Source organism: Streptomyces prunicolor NBRC 13075 (assembly GCF_000367365.1).
Taxonomy (GTDB): domain Bacteria; phylum Actinomycetota; class Actinomycetes; order Streptomycetales; family Streptomycetaceae; genus Streptomyces; species Streptomyces prunicolor.
In genome coordinates this window covers 86,392-102,946 of sequence record NZ_BARF01000103.1, presented here as the reverse complement: position 1 = coordinate 102,946, position 16,555 = coordinate 86,392, and the positions used below count along the sequence as shown (strand labels likewise).

At 70.5% G+C, this 16,555-nt stretch carries 17 protein-coding genes; 9 read left to right on the top strand and 8 right to left on the bottom strand.

Annotation, left to right across the window (positions count from 1 at the left end):
* Positions 1-48: 48 nt before the first annotated feature.
* The gene (locus SPR02S_RS43600) at positions 49-522 is read right to left on the bottom strand and encodes a hypothetical protein (protein WP_019063353.1); all 474 of its coding nucleotides are present in this window, start codon (positions 520-522) and stop codon (positions 49-51) included.
* Between the two features lie 154 nt (positions 523-676).
* Entirely contained in the window at positions 677-1,471 is a 795-nt protein-coding gene (locus SPR02S_RS43595) for a pyrimidine reductase family protein (protein WP_026151414.1), read from the bottom strand.
* A gap of 37 nt (positions 1,472-1,508) precedes the next feature.
* Between SPR02S_RS43595 and zapE the strand changes: the two genes are divergently transcribed.
* The 8 genes from zapE (at position 1,509) to SPR02S_RS64190 (ending at position 8,305) form a co-directional block, all read left to right on the top strand.
* The gene (gene zapE / locus SPR02S_RS43590) at positions 1,509-2,615 is read left to right on the top strand and encodes a cell division protein ZapE (RefSeq protein ID WP_019063351.1); all 1,107 of its coding nucleotides are present in this window, start codon (positions 1,509-1,511) and stop codon (positions 2,613-2,615) included.
* A 154-nt stretch (positions 2,616-2,769) separates the two neighbouring features.
* Positions 2,770-3,168 carry a hypothetical protein gene (locus SPR02S_RS43585; RefSeq protein WP_026151413.1) on the top strand — a complete coding sequence of 133 codons (399 nt, stop codon included), beginning with the start codon at positions 2,770-2,772 and terminating at the stop codon, positions 3,166-3,168.
* A gap of 87 nt (positions 3,169-3,255) precedes the next feature.
* Entirely contained in the window at positions 3,256-3,834 is a 579-nt protein-coding gene (locus tag SPR02S_RS43580; RefSeq protein WP_019063349.1) for a carbonic anhydrase, read from the top strand.
* Positions 3,835-3,842: 8 nt separating this feature from the next.
* The gene (locus tag SPR02S_RS43575; RefSeq protein ID WP_019063348.1) at positions 3,843-5,318 is read left to right on the top strand and encodes a SulP family inorganic anion transporter; all 1,476 of its coding nucleotides are present in this window, start codon (positions 3,843-3,845) and stop codon (positions 5,316-5,318) included.
* A gap of 102 nt (positions 5,319-5,420) precedes the next feature.
* The gene (locus SPR02S_RS43570; RefSeq protein ID WP_019063347.1) at positions 5,421-6,224 is read left to right on the top strand and encodes a slipin family protein; all 804 of its coding nucleotides are present in this window, start codon (positions 5,421-5,423) and stop codon (positions 6,222-6,224) included.
* A gap of 72 nt (positions 6,225-6,296) precedes the next feature.
* Positions 6,297-7,220, top strand: a complete 924-nt coding sequence (locus SPR02S_RS43565) for a PPK2 family polyphosphate kinase (RefSeq protein WP_019063346.1) — start codon at positions 6,297-6,299, stop codon at positions 7,218-7,220.
* Between the two features lie 56 nt (positions 7,221-7,276).
* Complete coding sequence (locus SPR02S_RS43560; RefSeq protein WP_019063345.1) at positions 7,277-8,122, top strand: polysaccharide deacetylase family protein; 846 nt, start codon at positions 7,277-7,279, stop codon at positions 8,120-8,122.
* 39 nt (positions 8,123-8,161) lie between these two features.
* On the top strand, positions 8,162-8,305 hold the full coding sequence (locus SPR02S_RS64190) for a hypothetical protein (RefSeq protein ID WP_019063344.1): 144 nt from the start codon (positions 8,162-8,164) through the stop codon (positions 8,303-8,305).
* On the opposite strand, the gene SPR02S_RS43550 is transcribed toward SPR02S_RS64190, so the two are convergent.
* Together SPR02S_RS43550 and SPR02S_RS43545 are read right to left on the bottom strand one after the other, a co-directional pair.
* Positions 8,297-8,968 (bottom strand): hypothetical protein, encoded by a 672-nt coding sequence (locus SPR02S_RS43550; protein WP_026151412.1) that lies wholly within the window; start codon positions 8,966-8,968, stop codon positions 8,297-8,299. The two genes, SPR02S_RS64190 and SPR02S_RS43550, sit on opposite strands and share 9 nt — an antisense overlap.
* Positions 8,969-8,982: 14 nt before the next feature.
* Entirely contained in the window at positions 8,983-9,858 is an 876-nt protein-coding gene (locus tag SPR02S_RS43545; protein ID WP_019063342.1) for an ABC transporter ATP-binding protein, read from the bottom strand.
* A 150-nt stretch (positions 9,859-10,008) separates the two neighbouring features.
* On the opposite strand from SPR02S_RS43545, the gene SPR02S_RS43540 reads away from it, so the two are divergent.
* The gene (locus SPR02S_RS43540; protein ID WP_026151411.1) at positions 10,009-10,740 is read left to right on the top strand and encodes an aminoacyl-tRNA hydrolase; all 732 of its coding nucleotides are present in this window, start codon (positions 10,009-10,011) and stop codon (positions 10,738-10,740) included.
* 329 nt (positions 10,741-11,069) lie between these two features.
* Here the strand turns inward: SPR02S_RS43540 and SPR02S_RS43535 are convergent, their stop codons facing one another.
* The 4 genes from SPR02S_RS43535 to SPR02S_RS43520 are packed head-to-tail and all read right to left on the bottom strand — an operon-like array spanning position 11,070 to position 16,492.
* Positions 11,070-12,368 (bottom strand): cation:proton antiporter, encoded by a 1,299-nt coding sequence (locus tag SPR02S_RS43535; RefSeq protein ID WP_019063340.1) that lies wholly within the window; start codon positions 12,366-12,368, stop codon positions 11,070-11,072.
* Between the two features lie 13 nt (positions 12,369-12,381).
* Positions 12,382-13,767 (bottom strand): cytochrome P450, encoded by a 1,386-nt coding sequence (locus tag SPR02S_RS43530; RefSeq protein WP_019063339.1) that lies wholly within the window; start codon positions 13,765-13,767, stop codon positions 12,382-12,384.
* Positions 13,764-14,897, bottom strand: coding sequence for an alpha-hydroxy acid oxidase (locus tag SPR02S_RS43525; RefSeq protein ID WP_043258876.1), 1,134 nt, complete (start codon positions 14,895-14,897; stop codon positions 13,764-13,766). Before SPR02S_RS43525 ends, SPR02S_RS43530 begins: the two co-directional genes overlap by 4 nt.
* Positions 14,898-14,902: 5 nt before the next feature.
* Positions 14,903-16,492, bottom strand: a complete 1,590-nt coding sequence (locus SPR02S_RS43520) for an NAD(P)-binding domain-containing protein (protein ID WP_019063337.1) — start codon at positions 16,490-16,492, stop codon at positions 14,903-14,905.
* Between the last annotated feature and the right edge of the window lie 63 nt (positions 16,493-16,555).

The following is a 16,555-nucleotide window of genomic DNA, read 5'->3' as shown; positions in this document are numbered from 1 at the left end:
CGGCAAGCCTATGCGGTGCCACTGACAATCACGGACACCCGCCGGCCGCTACTCCTTGCTGTGCGAGAACAGCTTCAGCACCGGTACGCCGACCTTGTGACGCGCGCGCGAGGCCCAGTCCCGGTGGAAGAACTCCTCCACGTAGTGGGGGTCGGTCAGCACGATCACCTCGTCCGCGCCGATCTCGTCCACCAGGGTCTTCAGCGCGTCCAGCGGGTGGTCCTCGATGAGCCGTCCCTCCGCCGCGCTGCCCGCCGCGTGCAGGGCGTCCAGGGACACCGAAAGGGCCTGCGCGCCGAGCGCCGCCGCGTCCTTGCCCTCGGGGGTCTCCCGCTCGTGTGCCGCCTCGTCGAGTTCGCCGAGGGCGACGTCGTCGATGGCCCGCAGCAGGCGGTCCGCCTGGTCGCCGCGGGGCTGGAGCAACACGTGGAAGGAGACGGTCTCGTCACCGTGCAAGGTGGTGACGAACTCCACGTCGGCGGACGTAAGGGCCTTCTCGATCATCAGTACGCTTGTGAACACCAGGCGCCCTTTCTCCTTCGAGGACCCTCGGGCCCTCTCTCCTCCGTGGGCCTGCCAGGCCCTGCGGAAACCATCCTGCCCCGTGATCGCACGGGTACTGCCGGATTTAGTGTGCCCGTCGAAAGACAAACGGAACGGATCATTCCGCCCGTTCTCAGGTCCGACGGTAGCGACCGAACAGGAACCCGGCCTCTTCCAGCAGGGACACCAGTTCGAAGTGCTGGGGAACCTTAACCGACGGCCCGCCGGAGATCCGCTGCGCCTCCCCCGCCACGAGCATCGGCGAGAGGGTCAGACACAGCTCGTCGAGCACTCCGGCGGCCACGAACTGCCCGAGCAGCCGTGGCCCGCCCTCGGCCAGCAGCCGGGTGTGCCCCAGTTCGGCGAGCGCGTGTACGGCCCGCGCGGGGTCCACGCCGGCACCGTCACCGGCGACCACCACCCGGGCGCCCGCCTTCTCGGCGGCGGCGATCCGGTCCGCGGGCGCCTGGGCACCCGTCAGGATCAGCGTCGGCACCAGGGGCGAGGCGAAAAGCGGAAGCGAGAAGTCCAGGTCGAGGCTGGCGGTGACGACCGCGATCACGGCGGCGGGCCCCTGCCCGGCACGCGTGCGTGCCGTCGCGAACTCCGCACGCGCGCGTGCGGGCCGATAGCCCTCCTGGCGTACCGTTTCCGCACCGACCACCACGACGTCGGCCAGCGCCCTCAGGGTGCCGAAGATCCGCATGTCGGCGGGGCCGGAGATGGGCTGCGAACGGCCCTCGTGCTGACCGGCCCCGTCCAGCGTGGACACCATATTGGCGCGCAGCCAGGGGCCGTCGGCGGCGGGGTAGGCGTACACCTCCGCCAGCTCCGAAAGCCCCCACTCCCGGTCCGTCACATCCGCACCGGGGGCCCCGTTCGAGGCCTGGGCTGCTGTTTCATCCGTCACAGGGAACAGGCGTCGCATGTCGTGCAGTGTGGCACGCCCCCTAGACTGATGAACCGTGTCATCCTCCTCCGCCGCCGCCTCCGGGATCAGCCCGATAGCAGACGCGGCCCCGCTGTCCTTGTGCGCCCGTGAGCCGTACGTCCCCGCGGACCGGCTGGTCGCCGAGATGGTGCCGCCGCCGCGCTTCGACTCGGTGCGCTTCGGCACGTACATCCCGGACCCGAACCAGCCCAGCCAGACCGAGGCGGTCGGCGTCCTGGAGACCTTCGCCGCCGGACTCGGCGGGGCGCATGCGGCCGCCGGCGCCAAGCGCGGCTTCCTCGGCTTCGGCAAGGGCAGGGCCAAGACACCCGCCGGCCCCCGTGGTGTCTACCTGGACGGCGGTTACGGCGTCGGCAAGACCCACCTCCTCGCCTCCCTCTGGCACGCGACCCCGGCCGAGCCCGCGCTCAAGGCCTTCGGGACCTTCGTCGAGCTGACGAACCTGGTCGGCGCGCTCGGCTTCCAGAAGACGGTGCAGACGCTCTCCGGCCACCGGCTGCTGTGCATCGACGAGTTCGAGCTGGACGACCCGGGCGACACCGTCCTCGTGTCGACCCTGCTCGGCAAGCTGGTCGACGCGGGCGTGGCGCTCGCCGCCACCTCCAACACGCTGCCGGGCAAGCTCGGCGAGGGCCGCTTCGCGTCCGTCGACTTCCTGCGCGAGATCCAGGGCCTGTCCGCGCACTTCCGCTCGCTGCGCATCGACGGCGACGACTACCGCCACCGCGGCCTGCCGGAGGCCCCGGCGCCGTTCTCCGACGAGCAGGTGACGAAGGCGGCATACGCCACCGTGGGCGCCTCCCTCGACGACTTCCCGCACCTGCTCGCCCACCTCGCCAAGGTCCACCCCAGCCGCTACGGCGCCCTCACCGACGACCTCAAGGCCGTCTGCCTCACCGACGTCCAGCCGATACCCGACCAGTCGACCGCGCTACGGCTCGTCGTCCTCGCGGACCGGCTCTACGACCGTGAAGTGCCGGTCCTGGCCTCGGGGTTGCCCTTCGACCGGCTGTTCAGCGAGGAGATGCTGAACGGCGGCTACCGCAAGAAGTACTTCCGCGCGATCTCCCGCCTCACCGCGCTCGCCCGGGACGCCAAGGGCCTCGTCAAAACCGCTTAGTTCACGCCAGCCCAGGCGCGCTTTTCACGCTCTCTTGCATCGGAAACGCCGCGTTAACCCTGCAAACAACTTCACCGGGTTACCGTGTTACTTGACCAGCCGTTGACCTGGCCTTGGTCTGCACTAGGTACACGAACTGGCTGAAGGGGGGCGCATGTTCCGAGGTAGGACGGCTCGGACCGTCGTGACGCTCCTCACCCTCGTCCTGTTCGCCCTCCAGTTCTTCGCATCCACGGATTCCTTCGCACCCGCGCACACAGCGCGTCATGCGGAGGCCAAGACCCAGCCCGGCCTCAAGCTCAGCGGCAAGGCCCTGCGCGCCGAGACCATCACGTTCCGCGACTGCGGCGCCTCCGGGACTCCCACCGTCCCGCTCCGCCTGCGTGACCGTTACCGCACCGCCGACTGCGGGCCCGAGACGCCCGCGCGTCCCCTTCTGACACCGGACCCGGCGGCCGTACCCACTTCGGTGGCGCCCGGCAGAGCGCCGCACCGCACATCGAGATCCTCGGCAGCACACACTCCGGCGGCACTTCAGGTCTTCCGCTGCTGAGAGTCGAGCAGGCAGTCAATTCCCCCACAGACACTGTCATGCAAGCCCGACGCGCCCAGAGGGCGCGCCAGGAGGAACAAACACGTCATGCAGCCCCTCATCGACAACGCCCGTACGTTCGGACAACGCCCTGAGGAGTTCGCCAAACTCGCTGAAGGCCAGTCCCCGCAGGTGCTGTTCATCACCTGCTCCGACTCCAGGGTCGTCCCGGCCCTGATCACGGGCGCCCGCCCCGGCCAGCTCTTCGAGCTGCGCACCGCCGGCAACATCGTCCCGCCGTACGCCTCCCAACACCCCACCAGCGAGGCGTGCACCATCGAGTACGCCGTGGAGGTCCTCGGCGTCTCGGACATCGTGGTCTGCGGCCACTCGCACTGCGGCGCCGTCGGCGCGTTGGTGCGCGGCGACGACCTGACCGCCGTACCGGCCGTGCGCGACTGGCTCACGCACGCCACCCCGCGGCCGGAAGGCGCGGTCGCGGATCCGGCCGTGTCCGAAGGCGTGCAGGCCCACGTCCTGACGCAGTTGCTCAGGCTGCGCTCGTACCCGTACATCGAGAAGAAACTGAAGGACCGTCAACTGTCGCTGCACGCATGGTTCTACGAGGTCCACACCGGTGCCGTGCTCACGCACGACCCAGCAACCGACACCTTCAAGGCCCTGTGAGCGTCGCGATGTTGACCAAATTCCCTCATCTGCGGCAGGACTTCGCCGCTTCCCTCGTCGTGTTCCTGGTCGCGCTCCCGCTCTGCGTGGGTGTGGCCGTCGCCTCCGGTGTGCCGGCCGAACTCGGCCTGGTCACCGGCATCGTGGGCGGGCTCGTCACCGGATTCATGCGGGGCAGCAGCCTCCAGGTGTCCGGGCCCGCCGCCGGTCTGACCGTGCTGGTCTTCGAGGCGGTGCGGGAGTACGGGCTGCCCGCCCTCGGAGTCATCGTCCTCACCACCGGTGTGCTTCAAATCGCCATGGGCGTCCTGAAGTTGGGGCGCTACTTCCGGGCCATCTCGGTCTCGGTCGTCGAGGGCATGCTGGCCGGTATCGGACTGGTGCTGATCGCCGGGCAGTTGTACTCGGTGGCGGGGGCGAAGGCCCCCGCCTCGGGCCCGGACAAGATAGTCGAGCTGCCCGGCGCGCTCGTCGACGCCGTCGGGAGCACGAAGGCGCTGGCCTCGCTCGCGCTCGGCGCCGCGACCATCGCCGTACTGGTGCTGTGGAAGCGGATGCCGGCCAAGGTCCGTACGGTGCCGGGTCCGTTGGCCGCCGTAGGACTGGCGACGCTCGCGGCGCTCGCGTTCGGGCTGCCGGTGGCGACCGTCGAAGTGCAGGGTCTGCTCGGCTCGTTGCAGCCGCCGCCGCTGAGTGAGTTCGGTGAGCTGGCGCAGGTCGGGCTGCTGGGCACGATCGTCGCGTTCACGCTGATCGCGTCCGCCGAGTCGCTGTTCAGCGCGGCGGCGGTCGACCGGCTGCACTCCGGTCAACGCACCGAGTACGACAAGGAGTTGGTGGCGCAGGGCGCGGGCAACGCGCTGTGCGGGATGCTGGGCGCACTGCCGATGACCGCGGTGATCGTGCGCAGCGCGGCGAACGTGCAGGCGGGCGCGCGGACGAAGGCGTCCCGGGTCATGCACGGCGTATGGCTGCTGCTGTTCGCGGCACTGCTGCCGAACGTCCTCGCCTACATCCCGATCCCGGCCCTGGCGGGCATCCTCGTGCACGCCGGCGCCAAGCTGATCCCGGTCCGGGAGATCGTGTCGCTGTGGCGCGAGCACCGGGGCGAGGCGCTGATCCTGGTCGTCACGGCCGTGTCGATCGTCGCGGTCAGCATGTTCGAGGGCGTTCTCATCGGTCTCGCGCTGGCCGTCGCGAAGACGGCGTGGGAGGCCTCGCACATCAAGCTGGAGGTCGTCGACAAGGGCGCGGGCCCGGTCCAGGCCTACCTTTCCGGCAACGCGACCTTCCTACGGCTGCCGAAGATCCTCGACAGCCTGGAGGCGCTCCCCCAGGACCGACCGGTCGAACTGCACCTCTCCGGCCTGCACCACCTGGACCACGCCTGCCGTACGGCCCTGGAGAACTGGGCCGAGCGGCACAGCGCGGCCGGTACCGAGCCAGTGAAGGTCACCGCGATACAGGTCACGGCGGCGAAGTAGCAGCGGTGCCGGTGCCTGCTCCGGGGAGATCGTGGCCCCGGGGCAGGCACCGGGCATACCCTTGCAGGAGCAGACAAAAGGCCTCTCCGCTAGGGGGTCAGAATGCTCCAGGAACTGCTGGTGGCGGGCGCTGCCACCGGCTCCGCGTGCGTGGTCTACGTCGCCGCTGCGGCCAGGGTCGTCAAGCAGTACGAGCGCGGGGTGGTCTTCCGCCTCGGGCGGGTGGCCGGCGAGGTGCGGGCGCCCGGGTTCACCATGGTCGTCCCGTTCGTGGACAAGCTGCGCAAGGTCAACATGCAGATCGTGACGATGCCCGTGCCCGCGCAGGAGGGCATCACCCGCGACAACGTGACCGTGCGCGTCGACGCGGTCGTCTACTTCAAGGTCGTCAACGCGGCCGACGCGATCATCACGGTCGAGGACTACCGCTTCGCGGTCTCGCAGATGGCCCAGACGTCACTGCGCTCGATCATCGGCAAGAGCGACCTCGACGATCTGCTCTCCAACCGCGAAAAGCTCAACCAGGGGCTGGAGTTGATGATCGACAGCCCGTCCGTCGGCTGGGGCGTGCAGATCGACCGCGTGGAGATCAAGGACGTCTCCCTCCCCGAGACGATGAAGCGCTCGATGGCCCGCCAGGCCGAGGCCGACCGTGAACGCCGGGCCCGAATCATCAACGCGGATGCCGAGTTGCAGGCCTCCAAGAAACTCGCCGAGGCCGCCGAGCAGATGTCCGAACAGCCCGCCGCACTCCAACTCCGGCTGCTGCAAACGGTGGTGGCGGTCGCGGCCGAGAAGAACTCGACGCTCGTGCTGCCCTTCCCGGTCGAGCTGCTGCGCTTCCTGGAACGCGCGCAGCCGCAACAGCCGCCTCCCGTTCCGCCGCCGCCCGCCGTGGAGCAGTAGTCACGCCCGCTGACTGGCGGGCCTGGCCCCCGCGCCGCAGGATCGAGGGAGCCGACCGGAAGAGGTGCCCCCATGGCCAAGAAGGGCGCGAAACGCAAGAACGCGGAAAAGGGCGCGAAGAGCAAGGCGGTCCCCCTCGCCGACCTGCTGCGCGTCCCCGTCGGCGGCCCGGTCGACCTCTCCTCCGCCGACTCCGACGACTCCGGCGGCTCCTACGACGCCGCGGGCACCCCCGGCGGCCCCGCCGACAAGGCCGCCGGTCTCAAGGACACCGCCCGGATGGGCGAACACCTCGCCGACCTGCAAGAACGCCTGTGGGCAGCAAGCACCGCCGGCGACGGACGCCGCCTGCTCCTGGTCCTCCAGGGCATGGACACCAGCGGCAAGGGCGGCACGGTCACGCACGTCATCGGCCTGTTCAACCCCTCCGGCTGCCGGATCAGCGCCTTCAAAGCACCCACACCGGAGGAACGGAAACACGACTTCCTCTGGCGCATCAGACGCGCCCTCCCCCACCCCGGCGAGATCGGCATCTTCGACCGCTCCCACTACGAGGACGTCCTCATCGCCCGCGTCCGCGAACTCGCCCCGCACCGCGAGATCAACGACCGCTACACCCAGATCAACCGCTTCGAGAAGTCCCTGGCCGACGACGGCGTGACCGTCGTCAAGTGCTTCCTCCGCATCTCCTACGACCAACAACGCCGCCGCCTGCTCGAACGGCTCGACAACCCGGACAAGTACTGGAAGTTCAACCCCGGCGACATCGAGGAACGCGCCCTGTGGCCCGCGTACCAGCAGGCCTACGAGATCGCCCTCGCCCGCTGCTCCACCCCGGCGGCCCCCTGGTACCTGATCCCGGCCGACCGCAAGTGGTACCGCAACTGGGCCATCAGCCGCCTGCTCCTGGAACACCTGACGGCACTGGACCCGCAGTACCCCAAGGCGGACTTCGATGTGGAGGCGTGCCGGGAGCGGCTGCTGTCCACCGACTGACCGCTCACTCCGTGTCGATGGCCGCCTAATCCTTTTTATCCTCTTATGTTCCTACAGTGACCATTCGAGTACGACGAGTCGCCGCCGCCTGTGCACTCGGCGCCGCGCTCACCGCCTGCGGGGCCCCCTCGGCGCCCCACGCCAGCCGTCCGGCGCCCAGCGCGCCCACCGCCGCCGTCTCCTCGCGGCCGCCCACGCTCGCGCCCGGTCCCGCCGGGCTGACCCCCGTCTTCAAGAACGGTCCGCGGGTCGGCGGTAAGACCGTCGCGCTGACCTTCGACGCCGACATGACCGCCGATGAGGGGCCGCGCGCGGCGAAGGGCGAGCACTTCGACAATCCGCAGCTGATCTCCACGCTGCGCACGCTGAAGGTGCCGGCGACCGTGTTCATGACGGGGCGATGGGCCGACGAGTACCCGGCCGAGGCCCGCGCCATCGGGCGGGACCCGCAGTTCGAGATCGCCAACCATTCGTACAGCCACTACGCCTTCACCGGCGACTGCTACGGCCTGCCGACCGTGTCCCCGGACCGGATGAAGGCGGATGTGGAGCGGGCGTACACGGCGTTCAAGAAGGCTGGCGTGCCGAACGCGATGCCGTACTTCCGCTTCCCCGGCGGGTGTTACGACCGGCAGGCGCTGAAGACGCTGAGCGCGGTCGGTGTCACGGCGGTGCAGTGGGACGTGGTGAGCGGCGACGCGTTCGCGACGGACTCGGACGCGGTGGCCCAGCAGGTGCTGGAGGGTGTGAAGCCCGGCTCTGTCGTCGTCATGCACTGCACGCGCAGTGCCGCCCCGGCGACCGAGAAGGCCGTCCGCATGATCGTGCCCGAGCTGCGGAAGAAGGGGTACCGGTTCGTCAAGGTCTCCGAGCTGATCGGGGCGGCGGACCGGCACCGCTGAGATCGACCGAGGGTCGCGCACTCCTCTTACGCTGGTCGCATGAGCGACGAAGAGCCGGCACCGGTGTACGCGGAGTGCGTGCTGTGCCGGGAACCGACGGAGTACCCGGAGTCGCACAAGGGGATCACGCTGTGCCCCGTGTGCGAGTGGCAGGAGGCACAGCGCACCGCCTGTTCAGGGTGAGCGGCGGGAGGTGAGGGCGCAGGTCACGGCGGTCACGGCCGCCGCGACCAGGGCCGCACCGGCCAGCGGCAGCAGCGGGACCGGGACCGTGCCGGACTGCGAGCCGGTGACCAGGCCACTGACCGCCGCCTGCGCCGGGGAACCGGTCACCACCACGGCGAGCAACGCCGCCAGCAGCATCGCGGGCACGGCCCGGCCGGGTGAGCGCAGCAGCGGCCAGTTGGTGAGCGCGCCGACCGCCGTGCCGAGCAGGGCGCAGGCCAGGGTCGCGAGCAGACCGGCCGCGGCGGCGGCGAGGAGCGACACCCGGGTACGGTGATCGGCGCTCGCCGGGTCGCTGATCAGCGTGACGACGAGGGTCGCCGCCGTGCCGAGCGCCGCCGCGGTGGTCAGCGCGACCAGCAGACAGGCGAGGTGGGCCCGGCCGGGTCCGACCGCCGCCGCGACACAACTGCGCGCCGCGGGCGGCTCGTTGGTCGTACAGATCCGCACCAGCCAGGCCGCTACGGGGAGCAGGGCCGCGGCCGTGTAGCCGAGCGAGTCGAGCACCGGCTGGCCGCCCTGGACGCCGATGCCAAGGAACGCGGCGTACAGGATGAACGGCGGGAGCCAGCGTTGCGAGCGCAGGAGAAGGGCGGCCTGGTAGCGCAGGAGGGCCGTCATCGTGGACATCGCGGTCACCGGGGGCTTTCGTCGTCGAGGGGGAGGTCGGCGCGCTGGTTCAGGCTCACCACGTGCCAGGGCGGGTGGGCCGTCAGCAGGGCGCGGAGCAGGACGTCCGAGTGGGAGGCGGGGACGGTGAGGCGGTGGGTACCGGGGGTGAGTTCCGTGGATGAAGTGAGGAACTGGCCTGCCTCGGGCGGAAGTTGGCCTCCCGGCGGGCCCTGCACGTCCAGCGATACCTGCGGTCCGGACGGTGAAGTGGGCTTGTCCGTGCGGAGGTTGAGGGTTCCGTCCGTGACCGTGTACGTCCTGTGAGGTGCCCCCGCGAGGCGGCGTGGATCGTGGTCGACGAAGACCACGGCTCCGCCGGCCGCCGTGCGTTCGGCCACCGCCCGTTCCAGCTCTGCCCTCGCGTCCTCGTCCAGGCCGGTCCATGCCTCGTCGAGGACGAGCAACTCCGGCTCAGCGAGCAGGGCTTGGGCTACGGCTACCTTCTGGCTGCTGCCCTTGGAGAGGCGGGTCATGGGGGTACGGGCGTAGGCGCCGGCGCCGAAGCGGTCGAGCCACTCGCTCGCGGCGCGGGGCGCTGCCGCGCGGGAGAGGCCGTGCACCGTGCCGAGGTGGGTGAGGTAGGCCTCGGCGGTGAAGGGGAGTGCCTGGGGGAAGCGTTCGGGGACGTACGCCGTGCGGGGGCGGCCGGTGACCTTGCCTTCGGTGGGGGCGTCTATGCGGGCGAGGAGGCGGAGGAGGGTGGATTTGCCGGTGCCGTTGGGGCCCTCGACGCGGGTGAGGGTGTGGCGCGCCAACTCCAGGTTTACTCCGCGGAGGATCCAGGGGCCGTGGATTCCGTAGCGGCGGCCGACGTTGTTCAGCTGTAGATCGCGTCGCATCGGGGCATTCTCTCGCAGGAGGGGTGGGGTGAATATGTCGTTCGGCGACTGCGGGTTCGTTGTGGCTGGTCGCGCAGTTCCCCGCGCCTCTAGGCAATCCCCTCAGCGGTACTTTCAGGTACCGAACGTCCGCCTGGCAGACTGGCGGGTGTGACCAGTGATTCCACCGTTCCCGGCGACAGTGTCGACCCCTTTCGTAATGAGCGGACCGTTCGCGATGAGGCACCACAGTTCGTGTTGCCGTTGGTTGTGCGGATCGAGCGGGATGCTCCCCCGGCCCGTACCGACGCGTTGGAGACGGCCGCTCGCGCTGTGCTGACGATCCTGAGCGATGAGCGGGCCGTCGGGGACGGGGAGTGGGCGGAGGTCATGCGGGACTGGCAGGACGCGCGTATCCGGAAGGTGGTCCGGCGGGCACGCGGTGCCGAGTGGCGGCGGGCCGAGGCGCTGCCGGGCATCACCGTGACCGGGAAGTCCGCGGAGGTACGGGTCTTCCCGCCCGTCCCGCTCGACGGCTGGCCCAAGGACCTGGCCCGGCTCCAGGTCTCCGGCACCGACCTCGACGACCCCGAACCGCCGGCCGACGCGGACCCTACGGCGCCGGTGCTCTGGCTGAATCCCGACCTCGACATGTCCGCCGGCAAGACGATGGCCCAGACCGGCCACGGCGCCCAACTCGCCTGGTGGGAACTGTCGGACGAGGAGCGGACCGCCTGGCGCCAGGCGGGTTTCCCGCTCTCGGTCCGCACCGCCGACCCCGCCCGTTGGACCGAACTCACCAGCAGCGGGCTGCCGTTGGTCAAGGACGCGGGGTTCACGGAGATCGCGCCGGGCTCGGCGACCGTCGTGACGGAGCATCCGGCGCTGCGGCGACGCGGCTGAGGCAGCGCAACCGGGGCGCCCGCGCAGATCGGTTCGTTGCGGAAGGCGTACGGCCGTGTCGGTGGCCTGCCTGGCCGTATCGGAGTCTGCCCGGCCGTATCGGAGTCTGCCCGGCCGGGGCGACGGCTGCCCGGCCGGGGCGACGGCTGCCCGGCCGGGGCGACGGCTGGTCGGCCGACGCCCCTTCGGGGCCGCGCGATCATCGAACGCTTCGGCGCTGAGCGCGTCGTGACGGTCTCGCCGCCGAACACACGCCGGGTGCGCCACGCCGTCTGCCGCCCGTCGCATGCCGCCCGTCTCCCGGCGCCCGTCACCCCGCAGGCGCTCGCTCAACTCGGCGCCGCCGCCACCTCCTCCTCGTCCTCCTCCTCGTCCTCCTCCTCGGGTGCCTCCTCCGCTGTCCGGGATCTGGCGTCGCGGCGGTCCAGCAGGCTCAGCACCGGAACCGTCATGACCGTGGTGACCAGGGCGACGAGGACGAGCGCGGTGAACAGTTCCTCGCTGACGATGCCGGCCGACAGCCCGATGTTGAGCGCGATCAGCTGCATGAGACCACGGGCGTTCATCAGGGCGCCGACCCGGACGGCCACCGGACCGGGTTCGCCGCGCAGCCGGGCGGCGGCCCAGCAGCCGCCGAACTTTCCGGCCACGGCCAGGACGACCGCGGCCGCCCCGAACAGCAGCACGGGCGGGTCGGAGAATACGTCGAACCGGGTGTTCAGGCCGGAGTAGGTGAAGAACATCGGCACGAACACCACCTGGGTCACGGACTGGGTGGTCCGCACGAGCCGTTCGGACGCCTCGCCGCGTGGCATGGCCATCCCCACGCAGAACGCCCCGAACACGGAGTACAGGCCGCTGATGTCGGTGAACCAGGCCGCACAGAACAGCGCGGCGACCGTGAAGAGGAGGCGGGTGTCGTCGCCGAGGCCCGGGCGGTTCACGATCCAGGCCAGCAGGCGGCGCCCCAGTAGGAGCAGTACGGCGACGAACAGCAGCGTGCCGCCGACGGCCTCCAGGATGGGCCGCACCTTGCCCGAGGCCACGCTCAGCACGCCCGCCAGCATGATCCAGGCCACGGCGTCGTCCGTGGCGCCGGAGGCCAGGGCGAGTGAGCCGAACCGCGAGCCGGCCAGCCCGCGTTCGGTGATGATCCGGGCCAGCATCGGGAAGGCGGTGATCGCCAGCGCGACGCCGACGAACGCCGCCGTCACCCACACCGAGACCCCGTCGACGAAGATGCCGACATGGCCGTGGGCCACGAGGGTCAGTCCCACGCCCAGCACCAGCGGGATCCCCACGCCGGCCGAGGAGACGGCGACGGCGGTGCCGGCCAGACCGCGTCCCGCGTGCGCCCGGAACTCGTAACCGGCGCCGAACATCAGGGCCACCAGACCGATCTGGCCGGCCACGTACAGCACCGGCTTCAGTTCGGGCGGGAAGACATGGGCGGAGGTGCCTGGGGCGATCAGCCCGAACAGGGAGGGGCCGAGCAGTACCCCGGCGATCATCTCGCCGACCACGGGCGGTTGGCCGAAGCGGCCTGCCAGCAGGACGACCAGCCGGCAGGTCAGCAGAATCACGACGACGGCCAGGAAGAAGGCGGGAGCGAGCTCCACGGGAGTCATGGTCTCGGTCCTCTCATCGGCCGGCTGGGACAGAGGTGGTGGAGCCGCCGGACGAGGCGGCGAAATAGTTCCGGCACAGGCCCTGACGCCGGGCGTCCCACACCATGTAGCTGCCGAGGACGAGTTGGACGAGGCTGCGCCAGACGCCCTCCCAGCTGTCGGCGAGGCGCAGCACCGCGAGCCGGGTCCGCAACCGGGCGCCCTCGGCCCCGGTGCGTGCGACGAGCAGGCAGGGACCGCGGCTGGGCAGCGAACGGGTGTGTTCCACCGAGGAGTCGAGTCGGAAGCGGCGCAGGACCTCCTCCGCGGCGACCCTCATGGTCAGGACGGCGAAACCCCGCGCCGGGCAGGGACGGTTGGCGGTCACCCCGAACGGTATGGAGGCGGAGGGCCTCGTGTCCGCGTTCAGCCACCGGTCCGGGTCGAACGGGTCGCCTCCGGACCCCTGGTACTCGGGGTAGTTGAACAGCAGGACCGAACCGGCCGGGATGGGGTCGCGCCCGTCCCGGGGGATCTCCCCCGAGGTGATCCGGTGGGCCACTCCGAAGAGCGGGAAGTGCTGGAGCGTCTCGTTGATCACCCCGTCCAGGAAGTCCGGGCCCTCCTCTCCGGACGCCAGCCGGTCCTGCACCGGCCGGTGGGTGGCGAGGGCCAGCAGCAGATGGGCCATCGCCTCCGACATCTGCACGACCGCGGTGTTGAAGAACGTGCCCTGCAGGTAGTACGCCTGCTCCCGCGCGGTGAGCGTGGATGGCAGCGGCACGGGCGGCGGGTCGTGCGCGAGCCGGTCCCGCAGGTGGGCGGTGAGGCGGGCCCGGCGGTCCATGTGGCGCAGGCCGGTGCACTTCAGGGCGCTGACCACGTCGTCCGCGTTCGCGGTGATCAGGTCCCGGACGTGTCGCGGACAGGGTGCGCGGAAGACCACCTCGTAGTAGACCTCGGCCCAGACGGGCATCATCAGGTCGCGCAGTCTGACCCGGTGCACGCGCGCGTGGCCGTCGAGTTCGTCGAGCACCCGGCGGGTGCAGCGGCCGACCAGCTCCGTCCACTGCTCCCTGGACAGCCCGGCCAGGATCTGCCGGGTGGTCCGGGCCACGTCGTCGTAGCGCGGTCCGGGCTCCAGGTGCTCCTGGTGCACCTCCGGGCCCGGCGAGAGCCAGTACCAGAACAGGTCGGAGAGCGCGGCGCCCCGGCTGCGGCCGTTGGCCGCCGGATGCCCGTACACCTTCTTGAACTCCTCGGCGGGCACCTCCCTGCCCGGTGCCCGGACCCCTTCCTCGCCGCCCACCCGGGCGAAGATCCGCACCCGCAGCGCGATCACGGTCCTGGGCAGCCAGTACGGCAGACCGGCCACCAGGGCCACGGCCAGACCCAGAAGAAGCCAACCGGTGGGGCTCACGCGACCACCCCGCCGAATCGTCGGTCCGTCCCCGGTGTCACGGCGGGACCAGGGACGGGACCCCATGCGGGCACCCGGACCAGATCGGGTGTCAGGTCGGCGAGTGCGGACGCCCCGCACAGGGCGAGGGTGTCGTCGAGTTCGTCCCGCAGCAGTTCGAGGAGACGTCGTACGCCTTTCTCACCGCCCTCGGCCAGGGCCCACATCACAGGCCGGCCGATGCCCACCGCGGACGCGCCGAGCGCCAGCGCCTTGACCGCGTCGGTGCCGCGCCGGACGCCTCCGTCGAGCACGACCGGGACGCGGCCCTCGACCGCGGCCAGGATCTCCGGCAGCAGCTCCAACGTGGCGGGGACGGTGTCGAGTTGGCGGCCGCCGTGGTTCGACAGCAACAGCCCGTCGACGCCGTGCCGGACCGCGAGCCGGGCGTCCTCCGGGTGCAGGACACCCTTGAGCAGGATGGGCAGGGAAGTGACGCCGCGCAGCCAGTCGATGTGCTCCCAGTTCAGTTCGGGGGACATGGCGATCTGGCGTACGTGGCCGCGCTCGCCGTCGCGCAGGTCCACCAGGTTCTCGCAGCGCAGGCCCGGCGGCAGGTCGTGGAAGCCATTGCGCCGGTTGCGCTCGCCCGCGCCCAGCACCGGTGAGTCCACGGTGACGACCAGCGCGGTGCAGCCCGCGTCGGTGGCCCGCCGGACCAGCTCCTCCGTGATGTCCAGGTCGGGCTGGATGTAGAGCTGGAACCACAGGGTCGCGTCGTCGCCGGCCGCGCGGGCCGCGTCGGCGATCTCGCCCACCGCCACCGTGGACGCCATGGCGACGATCATGATCACACCGGCTGCGGCGGCGGCCCGGGCGGTCGCCAACTCCCCTTCGGGATCGACCAGTTTGTGGAATGCGGTCGGGGAGAGCAGGACCGGCAGGCTCGCCCGGCTGCCGAGCAGGCTGATGCCCAACTCCCGTTCGGCACTTCCCCGCAGCACCCGGGGCAGCAACTGAAGCCGCCCGAACGCCGCCTCGTTGGCCCGTACGGTGATCTCGTCACGTGCCCCGCCGGCGATGAAGTCGGCGTACACGGGGTCCAGTTCGGCGCGCGCCGCGGTCTCGAAGTCGCGGACGGTGTACTGCACGCCGCTCACCGCCCCGCCGGAGCCGACCGACGGTCCAGCTCGCGGGCGAAGAACGCGGCCAGTGGGGCGTGGTGGACCTCCGGGTCGTCCCAGTGGTTCTCCAGGTTCTCGGCCATGTGATGGGTACCGAGAAGTTCACCGCCGCCGTGGTGGCGGATCACCGGGTGGAGATACGCCGCGTCGAAGGCGTCGTCGACCGAGTTCTGGGCGGTGCGGCGCACGGTGATGTCGAAGGGGTCGACCTTGTCGTGGTCGGGGCCGTACTCCAGGGTGACGGTGAAGTAGTCGACGCTGCCGGGGAGTTCGCGTTCGTGGGCGTACGCGACCGGCACCTCCTCGTGGTACCTCGCCGGTTCGCCGGGCGGTGTGACGATCAGGTCCCCGATGACACCGAACTGCTGCCACAGTGCCGAGCTGCGGTTGACCCGGGCCACCACGGCGTCCGCCAGCGCGGCCGGGTCGCTCTCCAACTGCCGCTGGGGCCAAGGCTGTTCGTGATGGCGTTCGTCGAGGATGCGGCTCAGGGCGCGTACGGCGTACCGGAAGCCGTGGATGAAGCCACCGGTGGACTTCTTGAAGTCGCGCTGCTGCATGAGTGTTCCGGCGAAGTAGAGACCTGGCACGTTCACCGACTCGTACGCCGGGGAGAGGGCGGCGAAGCGGTCGTCGATGACCAGGGCGGGGCTGCACTCCGGGTCGACGATCGAGGCGTCGAAGCGGAATCCGGTGCAGACGATGACCCGGTCGTAGCGCAGTTCCTTCACGACCTCGTCGGCCCGGGAGAAGCTGAAGCGGACGCGGTACATGCCGTCGGGGTCCTTCTCGACGGAGAGCACGTTTCCGTCCAACAGGGCGTTCTGCGACTTGAGTTGGTAGGTGTCGAGGAAATTGTTGTTGACCGCGCGGAGATGGCCGACGTAGTGGCTGTTCCAGGCCATGCGGACGGAGTGCGGGCCGGCGACATGGATGACGGCGGCGGTCTCGACAAGGTTGTCAGCGGTCTCCAGGGCGGAGTTGCCCTTGCCGATGATCAGGACGCGCCGGTCGATGAAGTCCTCGGGGTCCACGGAGACGACGGAGTAGTCGTCGGCGGTCTCGATGCCGGGGATCTCAGGGGTGTTGGGCCGGGTCAGTCCGGTGGCGACGACCAGCCGACGGGCGCGGTGTTCGTGGCCGTGCTGATCGGTGACGGTGAAGCCGTCCTCGTCCCGCTGGATCCGCTCCGCCCGGGTGTCGTAGGCGATGTCCAACTTGAACGCCTCGGCGAAGTCGGCGAGATAGCGCACCAGGTCGTCGGCGTGCGGGAAATAGCGCTTGCTGTAGCGGCTGAAGAGCAGGTGCGGGTCCGGGGACAGCAGGGAGTTCCAGTCCATCCGGAGATTCAGTTCGGGATCGTCCGTGCCGTTGTACACCTTGTTGATGGAGATCAGCTTGCGGTGGCGGGGGAAGGTGCCGAAGAACGTGCCGGGGGCGTGGCCGCTCTCCAGGATCCGGTATCCGTGCCCGGCCGCCTGGAGTAACTGCCCGAGCTGGAGCCCGGCGGGACCGGCACCGACCACGAGGTAATCCAGACGCTCGCTGTGCGTGGAGTTCACGGAACTCTCCTTCTGCTCCGGGCGGGGACATGCCTGGAGGAGGGTGGGGGGTGACAGGTGGGG